The organism is Paenibacillus sp. 01T431, from assembly GCF_056398625.1.
This window is the reverse complement of the sequence record NZ_JBFTPT010000037.1, coordinates 1-16,324: the sequence shown is the minus strand read 5'-3', so window position 1 is coordinate 16,324 and position 16,324 is coordinate 1. Positions and strand designations below refer to the sequence as shown.

Genomic DNA, 16,324 nt, shown 5'->3' with positions numbered 1-16,324 from the left:
GTCCCTAATTGAGGAGCATATAGGATTGGTTGACAAGGCTCATGCCAAGCCGTTGTTTCGTAACGCCTCCCGTCGGTTCAAATTCAACCGGAAGCTCTTCCGAAGGTACAAATACCCCATACGTCAATGGATTCCCCGCACTGTCGTTCTTCTCCACCAGACTCATCGGAGCGCTCAGCTCCCTAAGGCTTGTGGATTCCACCGTACCAACCATTTTTGCATGCGACCTAAATCCATTTAATACTTCATTGATGCCAGTGATTTGCTCTGTTGTGAAGGACTGATATCCAATCACATAATTGCCATCGCGGCGAGGCGTGAAGGTGAAGGAAACATCTGGTTTATCCCCTGCCATGGACCAGTTCACTTCAAAATCGTAATCACTGCCATGCATAGAATCGGTTAAAACCGCTGTGTGGCTGTCTGGAAAATGGATTCCGTCGAATGTAATCCAGCGTTTGTTCATCGTATCGTAGTAATTGGTTCGGCTCCCCGCATTCCCATCCAATAAAACCCATTGCTCCTCAAGTCTTTCCGACACATTATTTATTGGCATCCAGTTCCCTGTGTCCGTGTTCTTGTAGAACATGTCACGAACGATGGATTTGCCTCCATCCCATGCTGCCTCATAGAAGGTCGCCTTATAGTTTGCATTTTCAATGCTGCCTTTTTCTGTGTAACTGAGATTCGCTAATGTACGGCTCCGCAGCGCGGGCAACGGCGGAGCTTGCTGACGGATATTCCCTTCAAATTTGACTGCATCGGCCCGAGTAATAATCGTGCCCGTCGTAGGTTGCATTCGAGTCAGCCTGACAAATTCGGTATCATCACCACTAAAATAATACTCCCCCAAATCCACCCATCCGACCGATGGACCCGACGTAGGTCTAAGATCAATAAATAAAACATCCGTAATCCCGTTGTGAACAATCTCAATCTTTACATTACTGTCTGCTTTATCCGCCCAATCAAGCTTATAGAACGATATTTTCGCCGTTCCTGCCTCCAAGCGTGGATTCCAAGTGATGCTTCTACCTACCGCGTCCGTATATTTGGAACTGGAATTATTGTATCCTTTCACTCCCGCACTTGTGGTCCAATAAGGAGCGGAGTACCCGTTATTCGCGTTACCTGCATCTACGGTGACGATATGATCAATCGTGAGGCTTCCATCATCAATAATGATCGTCTTATGCGGCTCTTTCTGCTGAATATTACCTTCGAACCTGACCGCATCAGCTCGCGTAAGTATCGTGCTCGTGGTGCTGGCAGACCGTGTCATTTTAACGAATTCTTCACCAACCCCGGAAAAATAGTACTCTCCCAAATCAACCCATCCCACAGGAGGGCCAGATGAGGGTCTCAGATCCAGAAAGAGTACATCCGTCGTTCCATTATGAACGATTTCGATTTTTACATTGCTATCAGCCTTATCCTCCCAGTTAAGCTTGTATAAAGATATTTTCGCCGTTCCTGCTTCCAAGCGCGGATTCCATGTTATCGATCCGCCTGCTGTACTCGTATATTTGGAGCTGGAATTATCATACCCCTTCACCCCTGTGCTAGTGGTCCAATTTGGAGCCGAATATCCATTGTTCTCGTTACCCGCATCAAGTGTCACAACATCATTAATTGTGATGCTTCCGTCATCGATGATAATCGTCTGATAAGGTAAGGTCTCCGCATAAGCGGTCGTTATTCCGACCAGGCTGAAAGGAACTACTATCGTCAACATGAAAACGATGAAGAAAAACAGCTTCCTTTTGACCAAACCACTCACAGCCTCTCCTTTAAATGATAACGCTTCCAAAATAATAATGCCCCCTTTGCTTGAATGATCGTAAAAAAGCAATTAGCCTTATCCATCAGCTAATCCAGCTCCTTCGTTTTTATCATAGCATGTCACATCACCATGAAATTTCTTTCATTTTAACAATTTCTTATAAGATTTTAAGCGATAAGAAACGGCTTCGCCGTCCTATGTAAGAGGAGGGTATCCGTTTCTCATAGAAATAGAAGAATACTTTATCGCGTGAAACATATAAAATATTTTATCAAAAATTCTTATATCTAAAAAAAAGAAACCTACATCCTAATTGACCGCTCAATTGCAGTCAGATAGGATGTAGGTTTTCCAAGTGGACAAATCTATTATAATGGCGGCTGCACCACTAGCAGCTTCCCAAGCTGAATGACCGTTTGATCATACCAAGCTGGATGCTGCCGAACATGTTCCATACTTTTTGCATTGCCGCTTGCCTCAAACACGGCCGCTTTGTCTGTCTTCTCGTGATCGACTTCGAAGCGAACCGTATGTTTCCCATTCGGTAGCTCCGGCAAGAAAACATATTGATTTCGATTATGATCGTTATAGGGTGTGAATCGATCGATAAGGAAGGGTTCACCTCCATCAACTGATACCTTCAATCGGCCAGAATCAGGCCCCCCGATATCGAATAACCCGATATGGGTCCCCTCGAATTGCACTGTGATAGCCTCTCCAGGATCGACAGCTCGCCATAGGCCAGGGAACAACCAATTGTACTCGCGCACTAACGCAAAATCATCGGGGGTCATGTAAGACCATCCTTCCGAAAAAAGAGTAAGATTATCCAGCGGCAGCATGGATGCATACTCCCATGGATTAGCTGGGACCAACGAATTCCGAGGCAAGTGATGTTCCAATCTTCCCTGATGATCGCGAAGCTCGCTTATTTTCTCAAATGACCGGGTAATCGTATCTGTATAAATCTGATGCCCTTCGGGAATTGTCGGATGGACCGAATCATGCGTAAAAATAACGGCTCCTGGATTGGACTGTTCTGCCCTTGAGGTGAAAATGAGCTTTCCATCGGAAACCAATTGACTGACCGCTACGCCCAGATGAATGGAAGGAATACCATAATAATCAGCCACTTCCTCCTGCATAATAGCCCCCTTCTGGTATTCGCCAGCTTGAAATAAGGGCAGATCTCGCTCCTTCAGCGTATAAACGAACAAAATGTCGGTAAATGGGCTTCGTTTTCGGATCTGTCGGACAATTCCTTCGATCCGCGCCTTGGATTCAGGGACTCCGCCATCGTTACCAACAAATTCGACAAACACGAGATCAGGCTGATGACGCAGTACATCCGTCTCCAAGCGGGCGCAGCCGAGGTCTGATCCTGTCCCATCAATGCCTGCGTTCACAGAGCGGATTTCCGAATTGGGATATTTACTTTGAAGCCAATCTCCCGTCATGACCCTATATCCTTGAGAACGCGTATTGCTGCCGCCAAAATAGACAATTGTCACAGTTTCCCCATGTTCCAACTTCGAAATGACATTAGGCAGCCCTCTTCGAGGGAATAGTTCCTTCATCCCGACTTCACCTGCCCTCACTTATTAATTTCGGAGCAAAGCATTTTACAGCAAACACTTCATAGTAAGGAGAACCGTAGGTTGCACAGAAATGAATCCGGATTCGGGTTACGCTTTTCGCATCCACCTTATGTTTATTCAGTGTCAGATAATTACCGCGGATAATGATTTTACTCTCGGTTCCGTCTTCTAAGGTCAAGGTCACATCATAATCTTGGATAAGGAGCTCGATCGGATCGTCGAAATGCTCCAAATCCAGCCGTGAATTGAACACCAAATGGATTTCCTCCACATTTTTGGGGCTTGCAAAGCAGAATTCCAACCATTCCTGTCCTTCCGTACGTTCAGATATCCAACCGTTCGGCAGACCATAAGGTCTGGAAAAGCCATTGACGACATTCTCTGGGCTATACATATTTTGGGATGGCACCAGGTCTTTGAAGCAAATGTTCTTATTAAGCTTCTTCAGCTTAGACGGAACGTCTGGCCTATAATGGAAGCTGACCGCTCCTGTCAACTTCTCTTCATTTCCATATACAGCAAGGCTCGCCGCACCTTCCAGTACGATGTAGATTTTGTCGTCAGCCGGCTTCTTGCAGCTGAGGTCCAGCGTAATCCAGTCATCGTGACCTGCTGCTATAACTAATCGGTAATCTTTCAGCTCGCTGGCAGGAATATAGTTTTCCTTCCGCTCCCCGCCAAACAGCTTCACTTGCAAAGTTTCTGAATGTTCAGATCTATTTTTAATTTTGATTCGTACGCTTTCAGCCGTGGATGTCTGAATCGGCAAGACCAAACATAACGCGTTCTCCAAGGAAATCTCTTCGGTTGAATGAAGATTATCATAGCTTCGCTGAGACGAGGCATGAATCGTTAATCCGTCAGCGAAATAAGGATCCAACTCCTCTTGAAGCCCTACAATCGTTTGCCCGTCTCGAAGCAGCTGCGCTTGAAGCTCACCCATATGGGCTGTGACTATTTCCGCGGGGTCTGCCTCGTATTTTAAGCATAATGCAGCAGCCGTTCCTACCGCCTGCCCCATACAACCGCAGGTTGCCATAACCCTTGTAGACCCGAAAGCGACATGGGTAGCGCTTATATTGCGGCCAGCGAACATGAGATTAGGAATATTGTGTGAAAATAAGCTGCGGAAAGGGATATTATACAATCCCGGCACGAAATTCCACGCTGTAGCCGGCCCCTCATCGTAGATGCCTTTATTCGCATGCAGATCCATATACCAGCCTCCGACAGATACTGCATCCTCGAAATGAGGCTTTGCTGTAAGATCGTTCTGAGAAAGCATGTGCTCCCCTATGAACCGCCTCGACTCCCGCTTTCCCGGAATCGGGCATACATAATCCAGGATGAGATTGTCCACATCATCAAACTCGCCGCTATTTTTGATATAATCCCAAATCCCGTATACCAATTTACGCAGTTCCAATGCGATGTCTTCATTATTCTTAATAATATCCATGTGCCCGCCGTATTCGAGCCACCACAATCCGCCAAGACCGTTGATTTTCCTTGGAAAAGAGCGATGGTTTAAGCCTTTTCTAATACTATCAAAAAATGGCAACTTCGTAATATCATACGCAAAGCCAGGTCTTTTGTATGGAACGGAATAGTCTACGTTACGAGCTTGAAACAGAATCGTATCGCCCATGGTGTAATGATCCGCCACTTCAGGAGCCAAATCCTCCTTGTATTCATGCTTCGCCTCTCTTCCCCAACGGAAGTGAGCACCTGCTTGATAACCAACAATTCCATCGCCGGAGCAATCGATGTAGGTTCGGCTTTCAAAACGAAATTTTCTTTCAGAAGCGAGTTGAAGGCCTTCCACCCATTGAATTCTGCCGTTCTCCATCCCCGTTTCATGCACGCATGTATTCAGGAATAGAGAAATATTAGGCTCAGCATAAACCATGTCGAGCAAGACCGTATCCGAAAGCGAAAGCATAAGCTTCTTGTTGTATAACGGATTATAATGAAAGATCTTCAGCTTGAGTTCTTCTACCAACCCGCCCTCACGAGCATAATAGGATGGACTGTTTCCGAGATATGCCGACCCGTTGATATGAACCCTGACCTCGCTGCTCGCATTTCCTCCAAGAACCGGCCGATCATTAATTAGTGAAACCTGCAGCCCTTGGCGTGCGGCAGCAATAGCAGCACAAATTCCAGCAATACCTCCGCCTACGACGGTTACATCTGCTTTTATAAGCTCCATTTTGATAACCTCCATGATTAGATCCTTCTATCATGGTAATTGTTTTGGTCCCCTTTTTTTTACATGATTTCGCGAAAAAATCATACATTTTTTGCAACCTTATTTGGATTCGTACCGTGTCATTTTTATCCGGTATTGCTTAGGAGTCTCACCCGTATATTCTTTAAATAGTTTGCAAAAGTAACCTTCATTGACGATTCCTACTTCCTCGCACAATTCCAATAAAGAATAATCCTGAACATTCAACAGCTCGAGAGCTAATTGAATTTTTTTACGGTTGATGTAGCTAATCACGCCTTCGTTCATTGTTTTTTTGAATAAGCTGCTAAAATACGACGGAGCTAAATTCACATCCTCGGCAATAGCCTCCAGCGTTAATCGCTGTTTCAGATTTTTTTCTATAAACTGCATAGCACTCATGATTTCTGCACGATGTAATAGCTGGCCAGCATGGACATATTCGAATGTGAAGTCGCCAATATAGGCAAGCTGCTCTTGAAATGCCATAAATTCCATGGGGAATTCTGCTACTTCTGTGGCCAGCTTGTTCCCTGATTTAAACTTTATAGTAATGTCTCTATACAAGTCTCGAAGCATGGGTGCCATGATAGACTTATGGATTTTATGGTCCGAAACAAATTGGTTCAAATCAGCAAGTTCTTTCTCCAGCTCTTCCTTGGAAATCTTCCTTTTCACCCACATAAGAAAATCAGCTAATTTCTGCTGAAAGTCTGCTTTTTTGTCATTATGGTATGGGAACCGATGCATGGGTGTTTTTACTATTTTCTCTGTATGATAATAGAAATCCTCACTCACATTTTTAGCTTCCGTGTACGCTTGTTTGATCGATTCCCAGCCTCGATGCGGACCTCCAAAAGCGACGGATACCCTTTGATTCAAATATTGCTGCAAATGAGAGACGATCTGCCCTCCCAATGATTGGCAAGCATATTCCGTTTCCATATCACTGCGGTTATTTTCCCAAGAAAGAAAACCAATAAAACGATTATCGGACAGATCCGCAGCTACGCCGCTTCCACCATTCATCACCGTTTCCTCGATTACATTCGTCATCGCATATTTCAATATGTTTTGATCAGCGGCTGAGTATTCGTTCCGGAAACTTTCATACGTATTCATTTCAACAATGAAGCAGCAATAGTTGGCTTGAAAGAAATGGAACTGCATGCGATTGGCAAAATCCGATGCCCGATGGGAAGGAATTTCGCCTCTGATCAGCTCGTTAAAAAATTGCTTTCGGACTCTATATTTATTTTCAAGCACGGAAACGTTTAACGATTGAAATTCCGCTTCTTTTTTCTTCACCTCATTTAAAATCCCAGCCGCCTTAGATAAGGCCCGATCTAAATCCGCTTCCCTCAGCGGAACTTTAACAATATACTCCAATACATTGGCATGAATAGCTCGCTGGGCGTATTCAAAGGATGAATAGGCGGTCAAAAGGATGTATTGGGTATGGGGGAGCTCCGGCTTTAGCTGCTCAATCATGGAGATTCCATCCATTCTTGGCATAACGATATCGGATATTACGATATCCGGCTTAAGCTTTAAAATTTCCTCGATCCCATTCAGCCCATTATTCGCTTTTCCCACTAGAACAAATCGCTTATCCCTATGAGAGAGCTCGTTAAAAAACAATTCCAATCTTTGAATGATCAGGTCTTCATCGTCAACAATGAAGCAGGTATAGTTTCTCACCATTATGTTTCTCCTTTTAGCAAGTCTGCTGGGAATATGGCGCGTACCCGAGTTATTTCCTTAGGTATGCTAACGATTTGGAGCCCGTATTGTTCTCCGTAGTGAAGTCTAATTCGGCCATGAATATTATTTAACCCGATTCTTTTCCTTTTCACTTCCACATCACTCGGTTCTGAAACTAAAATATGTTTTATTTTATCAGCTGGAATTCCCTCGCCTTGATCAACGACTTCGATGATGATGATGCTTCCCTCCCTGTACGCATGAATTGTTATCGGTCCTTCGATCCCTCCTCCGTTATAGCCATGGAAGATACTATTCTCCACAAGGGGCTGCAGCAGCATTCGAAAAACTGGGAAATCTATTAACCCTGCTTCGATATTTTCAATCAATTGGAAGTTTCTGTTATACCGGATGTTCTGGATCTCGATATAGTCCGCTACATTTCGTAATTCCTGATGTAGGGAAACCTTCTCTGAAGCGTCATCTATCCCATATTCCAATAATGAAATGAGCGATCCGATTACCACATCTACTTTCTCTATTTGTCCGAGACGAATAACATTGCTGATCGAACCAAGCGTGTTATACAGAAAATGAGGGTTGATTTGAGACTGCAGCACTTGAATCTCCAGCTTTCGCTCAAGCTCATTATGAAGCTCCGCTCGTCGTATCAATTCCACAATTTGCTGCAGCATACGGTCGAAGGCGCGGGAGAGATCTCCGAACTCATCGTTTCGTTTAATCGTTATTGTCGTTGTAAGGATGCCTTGTTCCACCCGTTTCATTTTTGATTTGAGCGCATAGAGCGGAGTCCTTATATACTTGGCAATAAAAAAAGAAACGAACAAACTTAAGAGAAGACCTGCGGCTAGAAGCTCGATATAATAGGTTTCCAATCTGGACAAAGCGGCTTTCAAGCGTGATTCATCATTGATCGAAATAATGGTCCAATTGAATTTCTCCGTCGGTTTTTTCAGAAGGGAGACCGGCATGCCGTCCTTGGTATGCAGTTGAAGGGTTGTTTCTGCCGTATCCAGAATTTGTTCTGCTGACGTTTCCCCGATTGAAAAAGTATGATCTTGAACATTCAGCGGTCCTCTATTTTCCGAAAATCCGGCAATGATCTTACCCGATGCGGTGATCAGAGCCAAATTCATTTGTTCCTGCTTATTAATCTTGAACAAGGTTTCTTCAATAGCATTTAGATCCAAATCTACGGCAATGGCCATCGGAAACGGAGCGCCATTCAGATATCGAACCATCGTAACTGTCCAGCCGGAATACTTTGATTTGTAAGGATCACTGACGAAGGTCGTCCTTCTGTTCTTGTCGGCCGCATGAAATAAAGGCTCTCTTTCCGCTAACGGTTCATCAAAAATACGGGTAGGCGTGCTTCCGCCTACAATGGATAAATCGCTTTTGATCAAATAAATATTACTGACGTAATTGCTGTTGAGTTCATATAGCTCTCTTAATTGCTTTTTGATTACTTCCGTATTGTCTATGTTGGCTTTCACCGATGTTTCGACCGAGAACAGGATCGTCTGGAAGGAGGAAAAATTAACGGTGAAATACTGATCGACCTTGTCAAGTATTTGGTTGGTGTAGAAGATGTCATTGGTTCTTATTTCCTTTTGGACATAGCGATAGGACAATTGGCTTATCAAGATTATGCAGCCTAATACAAACGCAAACACGATAAAAAATAATTTTAAAGGCAAGCTGATTCTTCTTCGCATTGCGCATCTTCCTTTTTGAGTCTGTATTAAAATGACAATAAAGAGAGGGGCTACGAATAGCCACTCTCTTCGTTCATTTACTTGATTAAGCCTGCTTCTTTAAATTGCTTGATTGCTGTTTCCTTATATTTTTTCATGTCAAACTTGGTATCCAACGTTTGGAGGAAATTGTCCCAATTGGATAGAGGGTCTTTGCCCGTCATAAATTTGACTAAGCTTTCATTAATAAAACGCGAGCGGTCAGTTGCCAAGGTATCGCTAGGGTCTGCGGTCAATAAGTTTCCAGGCAACGTTGGCCCCACATATTGCTGGTTGTTCACGAAAGCTTCTGCCGTCTTAGGATTCTGGAAGCTGAAGTACTCGGCATCGTCACCACGGCGCGGCATTCTGTAATGATCGACCCATAGGTACTTTTCTTTCATTTCCTTCGATAATTCGGACGTTTTATTTTTGATCTTGCCGTCCACTACATCCCAATGAATTCCTTTGATTCCGTATGCAAAATTCGGATAGGCTTCTTCGTCCGTAAAGAGATAATTCAGCATGGACAAGATCCGAATGATTTTGTCCTTATCCGCTTTCTTGGAGATGGCCCATGAATTGCCTTGGAACGATTTTCTCTCTACGATTTGATCGCCGTAAGGACCTATCATTGGAGGAATAACGATCCATTCCGGCACCTCTCCACTGATTTCTTTCATTTTCTGCTGATAATCCGGCTCCAACCTGCGCGCATCCCTGATCATGAAGCCGACTTTCCCTTTAAATAGCTTTTGGTCCAACAAATCAGGCGAAGTCATCGTCACCCAATCGGGGTCTACTACATTGGCTGCCATCATTTTATTAATGTAAGCAAGCGCTTCTTTCATTTTGGGATCGATAAATAGAAATACCGGTTCATTATCTTTCACTTCAATGGCTGATGGAGGGTTGACACCAAACATCCACATCAAGCTATCGAAGCCGTAGGTTTGCAAACTGCCCTCTTTATTCATGCCGCCGATGAATCCGTACGTATCGTTTTTGCCGTTTCCGTCCGGGTCTTTCTCTGTAAAGGCTTTCATGACTTCAAACAGCTCGTCAGGTGTCGTTGGCACTTCCATATTCAGCTTTTTCAACCAATCGTTGCGGATGAAGAAGCTTCGGCTGATACCGTTTACATTATCATAACCTGGAACTCCAATGGTTTTCCCTTGATAGGACATCGCCTCCCAGGAGTCGCTGCTAAAACGTTTCTGAAGTTCAGGGAATTGATCCAAATACGGTGTCAAATCCGCAAGAACACCTTGATCATAATATTGCGCGAGATCGGACCGACTCTTCAAGAAAAGCAAATCCGGGATATCCCCGCCTGCAATAAGCGTATTTAGTTTGGTTGTTGATTGCCCAGCTTGAGGAATCGTCATATCCAAGTCGATGTTCATTGCCTTCTCCAGCATTTGCCGTTGAATGTCTTCATCGCGTGGAGGAATCGGAGCGGCAGCGTTGAACGTGCCTTGGTTAAACATCGTGATTTTCATTTTTTTCGCAAACGGGTTATCCGTGGATGGTGAACTGCTCGAAGCTGTAGGCTTGACCTCCTCTTCTTGATCCCCACATCCCGACAATAGCGTTCCGAGCCCTACAATAGCAGCCAGAATGGCAAATGATATCTTTGTTCTTTGCATATTGACCTCTCCTTTGCTTGTATATTATCACGGTTTCCCGTAACAACCTAGATAAGATTTGCTTATTAACCTTTAATCGATCCCATGAGCATACCCTTGGTAAAATGCTTTTGCATAAATGGATACACGATCAAAATGGGGACCGTAGTCACGACAACAGCAGCCATTTGAACAGCGAACTGGCTAACCGTTCCGGTATTGGCCATCGACTCAGCACTTTGATTTGCAATGTTAAGCAGAATGTTGCGCAAGACAACTTGAAGCGGCATTAAATTCGCATCATTGATATACACAATCGCATCGAAATAACTGTTCCAATGCCCTACTGCGTAAAATAGGGAAATCGTGGCGAGGACAGGCATGGAGAGCGGTAAAATGATTTTCCATAGCGACTGAAGTTCACTTGCGCCGTCTACTCTCGCCGATTCCTCAATTTCAGCAGGCAATTGCTCGAAAAAGCCTTTAATGATCACCAGATTAAATGCACTAATGAGATGCGGAATAATTAAAACCCATGGACTATTTAACATCCCCAAAGAGCGGATTAACAAATAAGTCGGAATTAATCCCCCGCTAAACATCATCGTAAACACAATGAATAATAAAAACGGACTGCGTCCCGGCAAATATTTTTTGGATAACGGGTACGCCGCGATTACCGTAAAAAACACATTTAACGCCGTGCCTACAATTGTTCGGAACAGCGTTATTTTATACGCCTGCCCTATGCCATTAGAAATGAATACTTCCTTATAGGCTGCAAAGGTAAAGGATTCTGGTATAATCACAATCCCTCTTCTTAAAACTTCCGATTCCGGAGTTACCGAAACAGCGACCACATATAAAAAGGGAAGCAAGCAAAGCAGCGATAGCACAATAAGAATAAAATAAACGGTTGATTGCCATACCTTTTCCCCGATCGTCAGCTTAATCATATCTCATACCACCTCACCAAATTTGCCCATCGAATTTTTTGGCAAGCTTGTTTGCAGCCAATACTAAAATAAATCCGATGACAGCTTTAAACAATCCCACAGCAGTTGCGAGGCCAATCTTAAGACGCTCCAGCCCCTCGCGGTATACCCATGTGTCAATAATATCGATTTTCTCCTGGTTAAAAGTATTGGCAAACATGAAGATTTGGTCAAAACCAGCGTCCAGAATATGGCTCAATTTAAGAATGAGCATCAGAATAATGACTCCTCGAATGCCGGGCAAGGTTACATGCCAGAGCTGTCTCGATTTGGAAGCGCCATCCATTCGAGCTGCTTCATATAAGCTTGGGTCAATCCCTGATAATGCGGCAAGGTATAGTATCGCTCCCCAACCGATGTCCTTCCATATTTCAGACGAGATGACCAGCAGTCTTCCCCAAGCAGGCTCCGTTAAGAAGGAGATGGGATCAAAACCGTTTTCCTTCAAAATCATATTGAAAAGGCCATCACCCGGAGCCAATAATGCAACCATCAATCCATAAACAATGACCCAAGACAGAAAATGGGGTAAATAAGTAATGGTTTGTACGATTTTCTTAAACCATTGGGTATGAACTTCATTAAGAAGCAAAGCAAGTGCGATGGGAGCGGAGAAACCGAACAATAGCTTATACAACGATATAATTATCGTGTTTCTCATGATGTCCCAGAAATAAACGCCGTTAATAAAATCTGTGAAATTTTTGAATCCGACCCACGGGCTATCCCATAACCCCAAAGCCAGATTGTAGTTTTTAAAAGCAATAATGATTCCGGCCAATGGGATGTATTTGAATACGGCAAAATAAACCAATGCCGGAATTAATAGAAGGTACATCACTTTATACTTTTGTATGGTCCTTAACCACGAATTCCGCTTTTTGGAGAGGGGAATAGCTTCCGCTGCCAATTTCGATTGCATGTCATCACCTCGTCTTTATTTATATTTGTATAATAGCACCCCCCTATCAGATAAATTTCTGTCATTTCAAGAATTTCTTATAAGATATTAAGTAAGTGGGCTATCGACAGTTCTAAGTAAAAGATTTCTTCTAAGATCTGCTCAATAAAGTAATTCTCTACTGTGCTTTACAACGAAGGTGAAGGCACCAATCGATTATTTATCCTTTAAAAATAAAAAAAACCGCCTTATAGGCGGCAAAACTTCTATTTACACTATTCATTTGTTCGTATCAGATCAGAGGTGTTTATCAAATTCCACATCGTATTTATTGAAGATGGTTTTATATTTATTTTCGAATATAGTCCATCGCTTTTCTGTTCCGTACTTTTCCTGCAATGCCTTCAAATAATGTTTAGCCGCTGCTATATCATTGGATTGTAACAGTAAATGAAAGCTCTCTTCACCCAGATGTAGAAATGGACCTGAAGTGTAATAATCAACAAGGGATCTGGCACTGGTCATCGTATCATAGAAATGAATAACCTCTTCTACTCCACTTAACAGCGTTTTTCTTAAATCATCCATATTCGTATCAGGAGTGATTGAAAAACGATCTGGAACAGACTCAACAATTTCTCCAATTCTTGCTCTGAAGTGACACTCCGCTACTTGGGGAGCAGTCAGAATTTCCCTCGATTGTATCAGTGCCAAATCCGGTGCATAAATACCGCAGTTCACATAAAACATTACATTGTCCGCTGAATTGCCAGAAGACTTTTGGAAATTGAACATGTAGATAAGGTTTTCTGTCGTCTTATTGAAATTCAAACTCTTCCTCATGAAGCCACGCTTGGAAAGGAACGGCTTAACGTCAAGCTTAATCATATCGTTAAAGAGCTGCTGCAACATGATCCCTCCTATAAGATTAATCGTTTCCATTACAATTTTGTTAAGAGTTTCAAAGATATTTTCTTCTATTACGACTACTAAATACTTGTACAAATAAAACGGAAGATAATTATTGAATATTACTTCATAATTTCCAGCTTGTCCAAACATAAAATTGATTTGCTAATGAATTTTCTCCACATAGTAAACAAATTATTTTACAAAGTATTTGTTGACACTGAAATAATTGTATAATACATTTGTTTTTATACTTTATATACATATATATTTACAAAGTAAGGAGTGAAAATGGATAGGTTTATGATGGGTGGTCTTTGCAATAGGTTAGGCTGGCATCTGAGAAAGAAATGTATTTGAAGTAAATACTCAGTAAGCGAGTTAGAGGAGAATTTAGATGGCTTTATTGCTCAAAAATCGGGGAGCCATGCTGCTTCTGATGTTTAATTTATTTTTGGTCTTTGCTGGTATCGGACTGGTCATTCCAGTTATACCAAAATACATCACAATGCTTGATATCAACGGCAGCACTGCCGGCTTGCTTACCGCCTCCTTCGCATTTACACAGCTGGTTTTCTCACCACTGGCGGGACGGTTATCCGATTCCTTCGGACGCAAGCGCATCATTGTTGCCGGAATGATGGTCTTCGCTTGCGCCGAAGTTATATTCGGTTTGGCTGATTCTGCTCTGCTGCTCTTTGTATCCCGGATGATGGGCGGCATTAGCGGAGCGTTCATCATGCCTGCAGTTATTGCCTACGCGGCAGATGTTACTACCGAGGAAGAACGTGCCAAAGGGATGGGTTTTATCAATGCTTCCTTTTTGACTGGCTTCATTATTGGTCCTGGTATTGGAGGCTATCTTGCGGAGTTCGGCATTCGCGTACCGTTCTATGCTGCAGGGATTGCCGGCCTGGTCGCTGCAGTTCTTACAACAGTTGTTCTGCGGGAATCGATGCCATCTACTGTAAAAAAAGATGAGATTAGCGAAAAGGCAATGTCTAATCGGGAGCCCCAAAAGAGTCTGCTCCAACAGTTGCGTTTCGCTTACCGCGAACCCTATTTTATAAACTTACTCCTTGTTTTCGTCATGTCCTTTGGGCTTGCCAATTATGAAGCAGTATTCGGCCTCTTCGTCGACCATAAGCTCGGCTTCACACCGAAGGATATTGCTTTCATTTTCACCTTTGCGTCCATTGGAGGCGCAGTCATTCAGTTATCCATTTTCGGCTGGCTCATCAACCGTTTCGGCGAAAAGCGGGTCATTACACTTTGTCTGCTCGCTTCAGGGGTGTTCGTCCTGCTGACGTTGTTCGTTCATCAATATTGGCTGATTTTTGCAGTTACTTTTGTTATATTTTTGTCCATTGATATTTTACGCCCCGCTATTAGCACGCAAATGTCCATGGTTGCGCATGAACAGCAGGGATATGTGGCAGGACTTAACTCTGCCTTTACCAGCATGGGCAATATTATCGGACCGATAGTATTATATGTTACTGTGCTCTTTCACCGGACGAAATACATGAAAAAAAAAGACCTACCATCTCTGTCTCTTTTTATTTTTACAATAAAAATGGACATATCCGCTCTTCTAAAACGGATGTCCATAAATGGTATATAACACAATATGAAATTACAGTAGCTACATTGATTACTTACGTTACCTCCGACAGTCTCAATCCTGTCCCTAGAATCTAAGAAATAATAACCGTGTGGATTGAAAATTAAAACTTAGACTGTCGTTTTTTTTTAATCTGACTTCATCCGTTATCGTAACCAACGCAAAATAACGGACTCATCTAATGGTCTATGCTGCAGTCACGATTATTGGCTGATCCTTTGTTATGATTATGGTATGTTCATGTTGTGCTGCAAAGCTATTGTCGGGGGTACATAAAGTCCATCCATCCGGCTGCTCAACGACATACCCAGCACCTGTAGATAAAAAGGGCTCGATTGTAATTACCATGCCCTCTTTCAATACCCGTTTATCGTGCTTGTTATAAACGGGTAGAATCTCTACTGGGGCCTCGTGCAGAGATTTGCCAATACCATGGCTGCACAGATCCTTAATTATATTATAGCCGCCTTTTTTAGCCTCGATTTCAATAATCCTTCCGATTTCGTTCAATTTCACTCCATGCTTAAGTGAAGAGATTACTTTCATCATTGTATGGTGTGTGTATTGACACAGACGCATTAGTGATGGCTCATATGGAGCTATCGGAAAAGAATGTCCAGCATCCGCAAAATAGCCGCAAAGTTCTGCAGAAACATCGATGTTTATTAAATCGCCCGGTTGGATGATTCGATTTCCCGGTATTCCGTGTGCAACTTCGTGGTTAACACTAATACATGTGTTGCCAGGGAAATTGTAAGTTATCTGAGGCGCCGACACAGCCCCATGACTTTTCAAAATCCGCCCCCCAATATCATCCAGTTCCTTTGTCGTAATTCCAACTCGCGTGTGACGTTTCATTTCATTAATCGTCAAAGCAACGATTTTGCCAATTTCTTTCAGACCATCAATATCGTTTTGTGATTCTATTGTCATAAAAAGCTCCTCCATTTTCCATCTAAACTTTATTTAATTCAAATTTATTTTAACACACAATAGAATATTTAATTATTGTAGTAATTAGGTGAGCTTTTGATGCGATTACCAATCTGAACTGCACCCCGTCAAGTAGACATTACAAATAATAAAACCTGTTAAACGGCCTTAGTCCTAAACTCCATTGGACTGAGGCCGTTTAGTTTCGCCTGTAATCGTTCGTAATTGTAAAAGTGAATGTAGGCTTCAATGTCCCGTTCAA

General features: G+C 42.9%; 12 protein-coding genes. 1 reads left to right on the top strand and 11 read right to left on the bottom strand.

The annotated features are described in order from the left end of the window. Positions 1-4 precede the first annotated feature (4 nt). From AC1DM9_RS33750 to AC1DM9_RS33710, 9 genes are all read right to left on the bottom strand, one after another. The gene (locus AC1DM9_RS33750) at positions 5-1,810 is read right to left on the bottom strand and encodes a golvesin C-terminal-like domain-containing protein (RefSeq protein ID WP_477584395.1); all 1,806 of its coding nucleotides are present in this window, start codon (positions 1,808-1,810) and stop codon (positions 5-7) included. Between the two features lie 341 nt (positions 1,811-2,151). After that, positions 2,152-3,360 (bottom strand): SGNH/GDSL hydrolase family protein, encoded by a 1,209-nt coding sequence (locus AC1DM9_RS33745; RefSeq protein WP_477584393.1) that lies wholly within the window; start codon positions 3,358-3,360, stop codon positions 2,152-2,154. Positions 3,361-3,367: 7 nt separating this feature from the next. Then, on the bottom strand, positions 3,368-5,593 hold the full coding sequence (locus AC1DM9_RS33740; RefSeq protein ID WP_477584391.1) for an FAD-dependent oxidoreductase: 2,226 nt from the start codon (positions 5,591-5,593) through the stop codon (positions 3,368-3,370). 99 nt (positions 5,594-5,692) lie between these two features. Then, a complete protein-coding gene (locus AC1DM9_RS33735) occupies positions 5,693-7,315 on the bottom strand; it encodes an AraC family transcriptional regulator (RefSeq protein ID WP_477584389.1) in 1,623 nt (540 codons plus the stop codon). Then, on the bottom strand, positions 7,315-9,054 hold the full coding sequence (locus AC1DM9_RS33730) for a sensor histidine kinase (RefSeq protein WP_477584387.1): 1,740 nt from the start codon (positions 9,052-9,054) through the stop codon (positions 7,315-7,317). The genes AC1DM9_RS33735 and AC1DM9_RS33730 overlap by 1 nt, the downstream gene beginning before the upstream one ends. A gap of 77 nt (positions 9,055-9,131) precedes the next feature. Continuing rightward, positions 9,132-10,721, bottom strand: a complete 1,590-nt coding sequence (locus tag AC1DM9_RS33725; RefSeq protein ID WP_441883136.1) for an extracellular solute-binding protein — start codon at positions 10,719-10,721, stop codon at positions 9,132-9,134. A 65-nt stretch (positions 10,722-10,786) separates the two neighbouring features. Beyond that, on the bottom strand, positions 10,787-11,656 hold the full coding sequence (locus AC1DM9_RS33720; RefSeq protein ID WP_477584385.1) for a carbohydrate ABC transporter permease: 870 nt from the start codon (positions 11,654-11,656) through the stop codon (positions 10,787-10,789). 13 nt (positions 11,657-11,669) lie between these two features. Then, the gene (locus tag AC1DM9_RS33715) at positions 11,670-12,617 is read right to left on the bottom strand and encodes an ABC transporter permease (protein ID WP_339209232.1); all 948 of its coding nucleotides are present in this window, start codon (positions 12,615-12,617) and stop codon (positions 11,670-11,672) included. A 276-nt stretch (positions 12,618-12,893) separates the two neighbouring features. Continuing rightward, positions 12,894-13,658, bottom strand: coding sequence for a DUF4304 domain-containing protein (locus tag AC1DM9_RS33710; RefSeq protein WP_477584383.1), 765 nt, complete (start codon positions 13,656-13,658; stop codon positions 12,894-12,896). 244 nt (positions 13,659-13,902) lie between these two features. Between AC1DM9_RS33710 and AC1DM9_RS33705 the strand changes: the two genes are divergently transcribed. Continuing rightward, positions 13,903-15,129 carry an MFS transporter gene (locus AC1DM9_RS33705; protein WP_477584381.1) on the top strand — a complete coding sequence of 409 codons (1,227 nt, stop codon included), beginning with the start codon at positions 13,903-13,905 and terminating at the stop codon, positions 15,127-15,129. A gap of 186 nt (positions 15,130-15,315) precedes the next feature. Here the strand turns inward: AC1DM9_RS33705 and map are convergent, their stop codons facing one another. After that, entirely contained in the window at positions 15,316-16,062 is a 747-nt protein-coding gene (map, locus tag AC1DM9_RS33700; RefSeq protein ID WP_441883142.1) for a type I methionyl aminopeptidase, read from the bottom strand. A 158-nt stretch (positions 16,063-16,220) separates the two neighbouring features. Continuing rightward, a complete protein-coding gene (locus AC1DM9_RS33695) occupies positions 16,221-16,313 on the bottom strand; it encodes an IS3 family transposase (protein ID WP_477510785.1) in 93 nt (30 codons plus the stop codon). Positions 16,314-16,324: the final 11 nt, after the last annotated feature.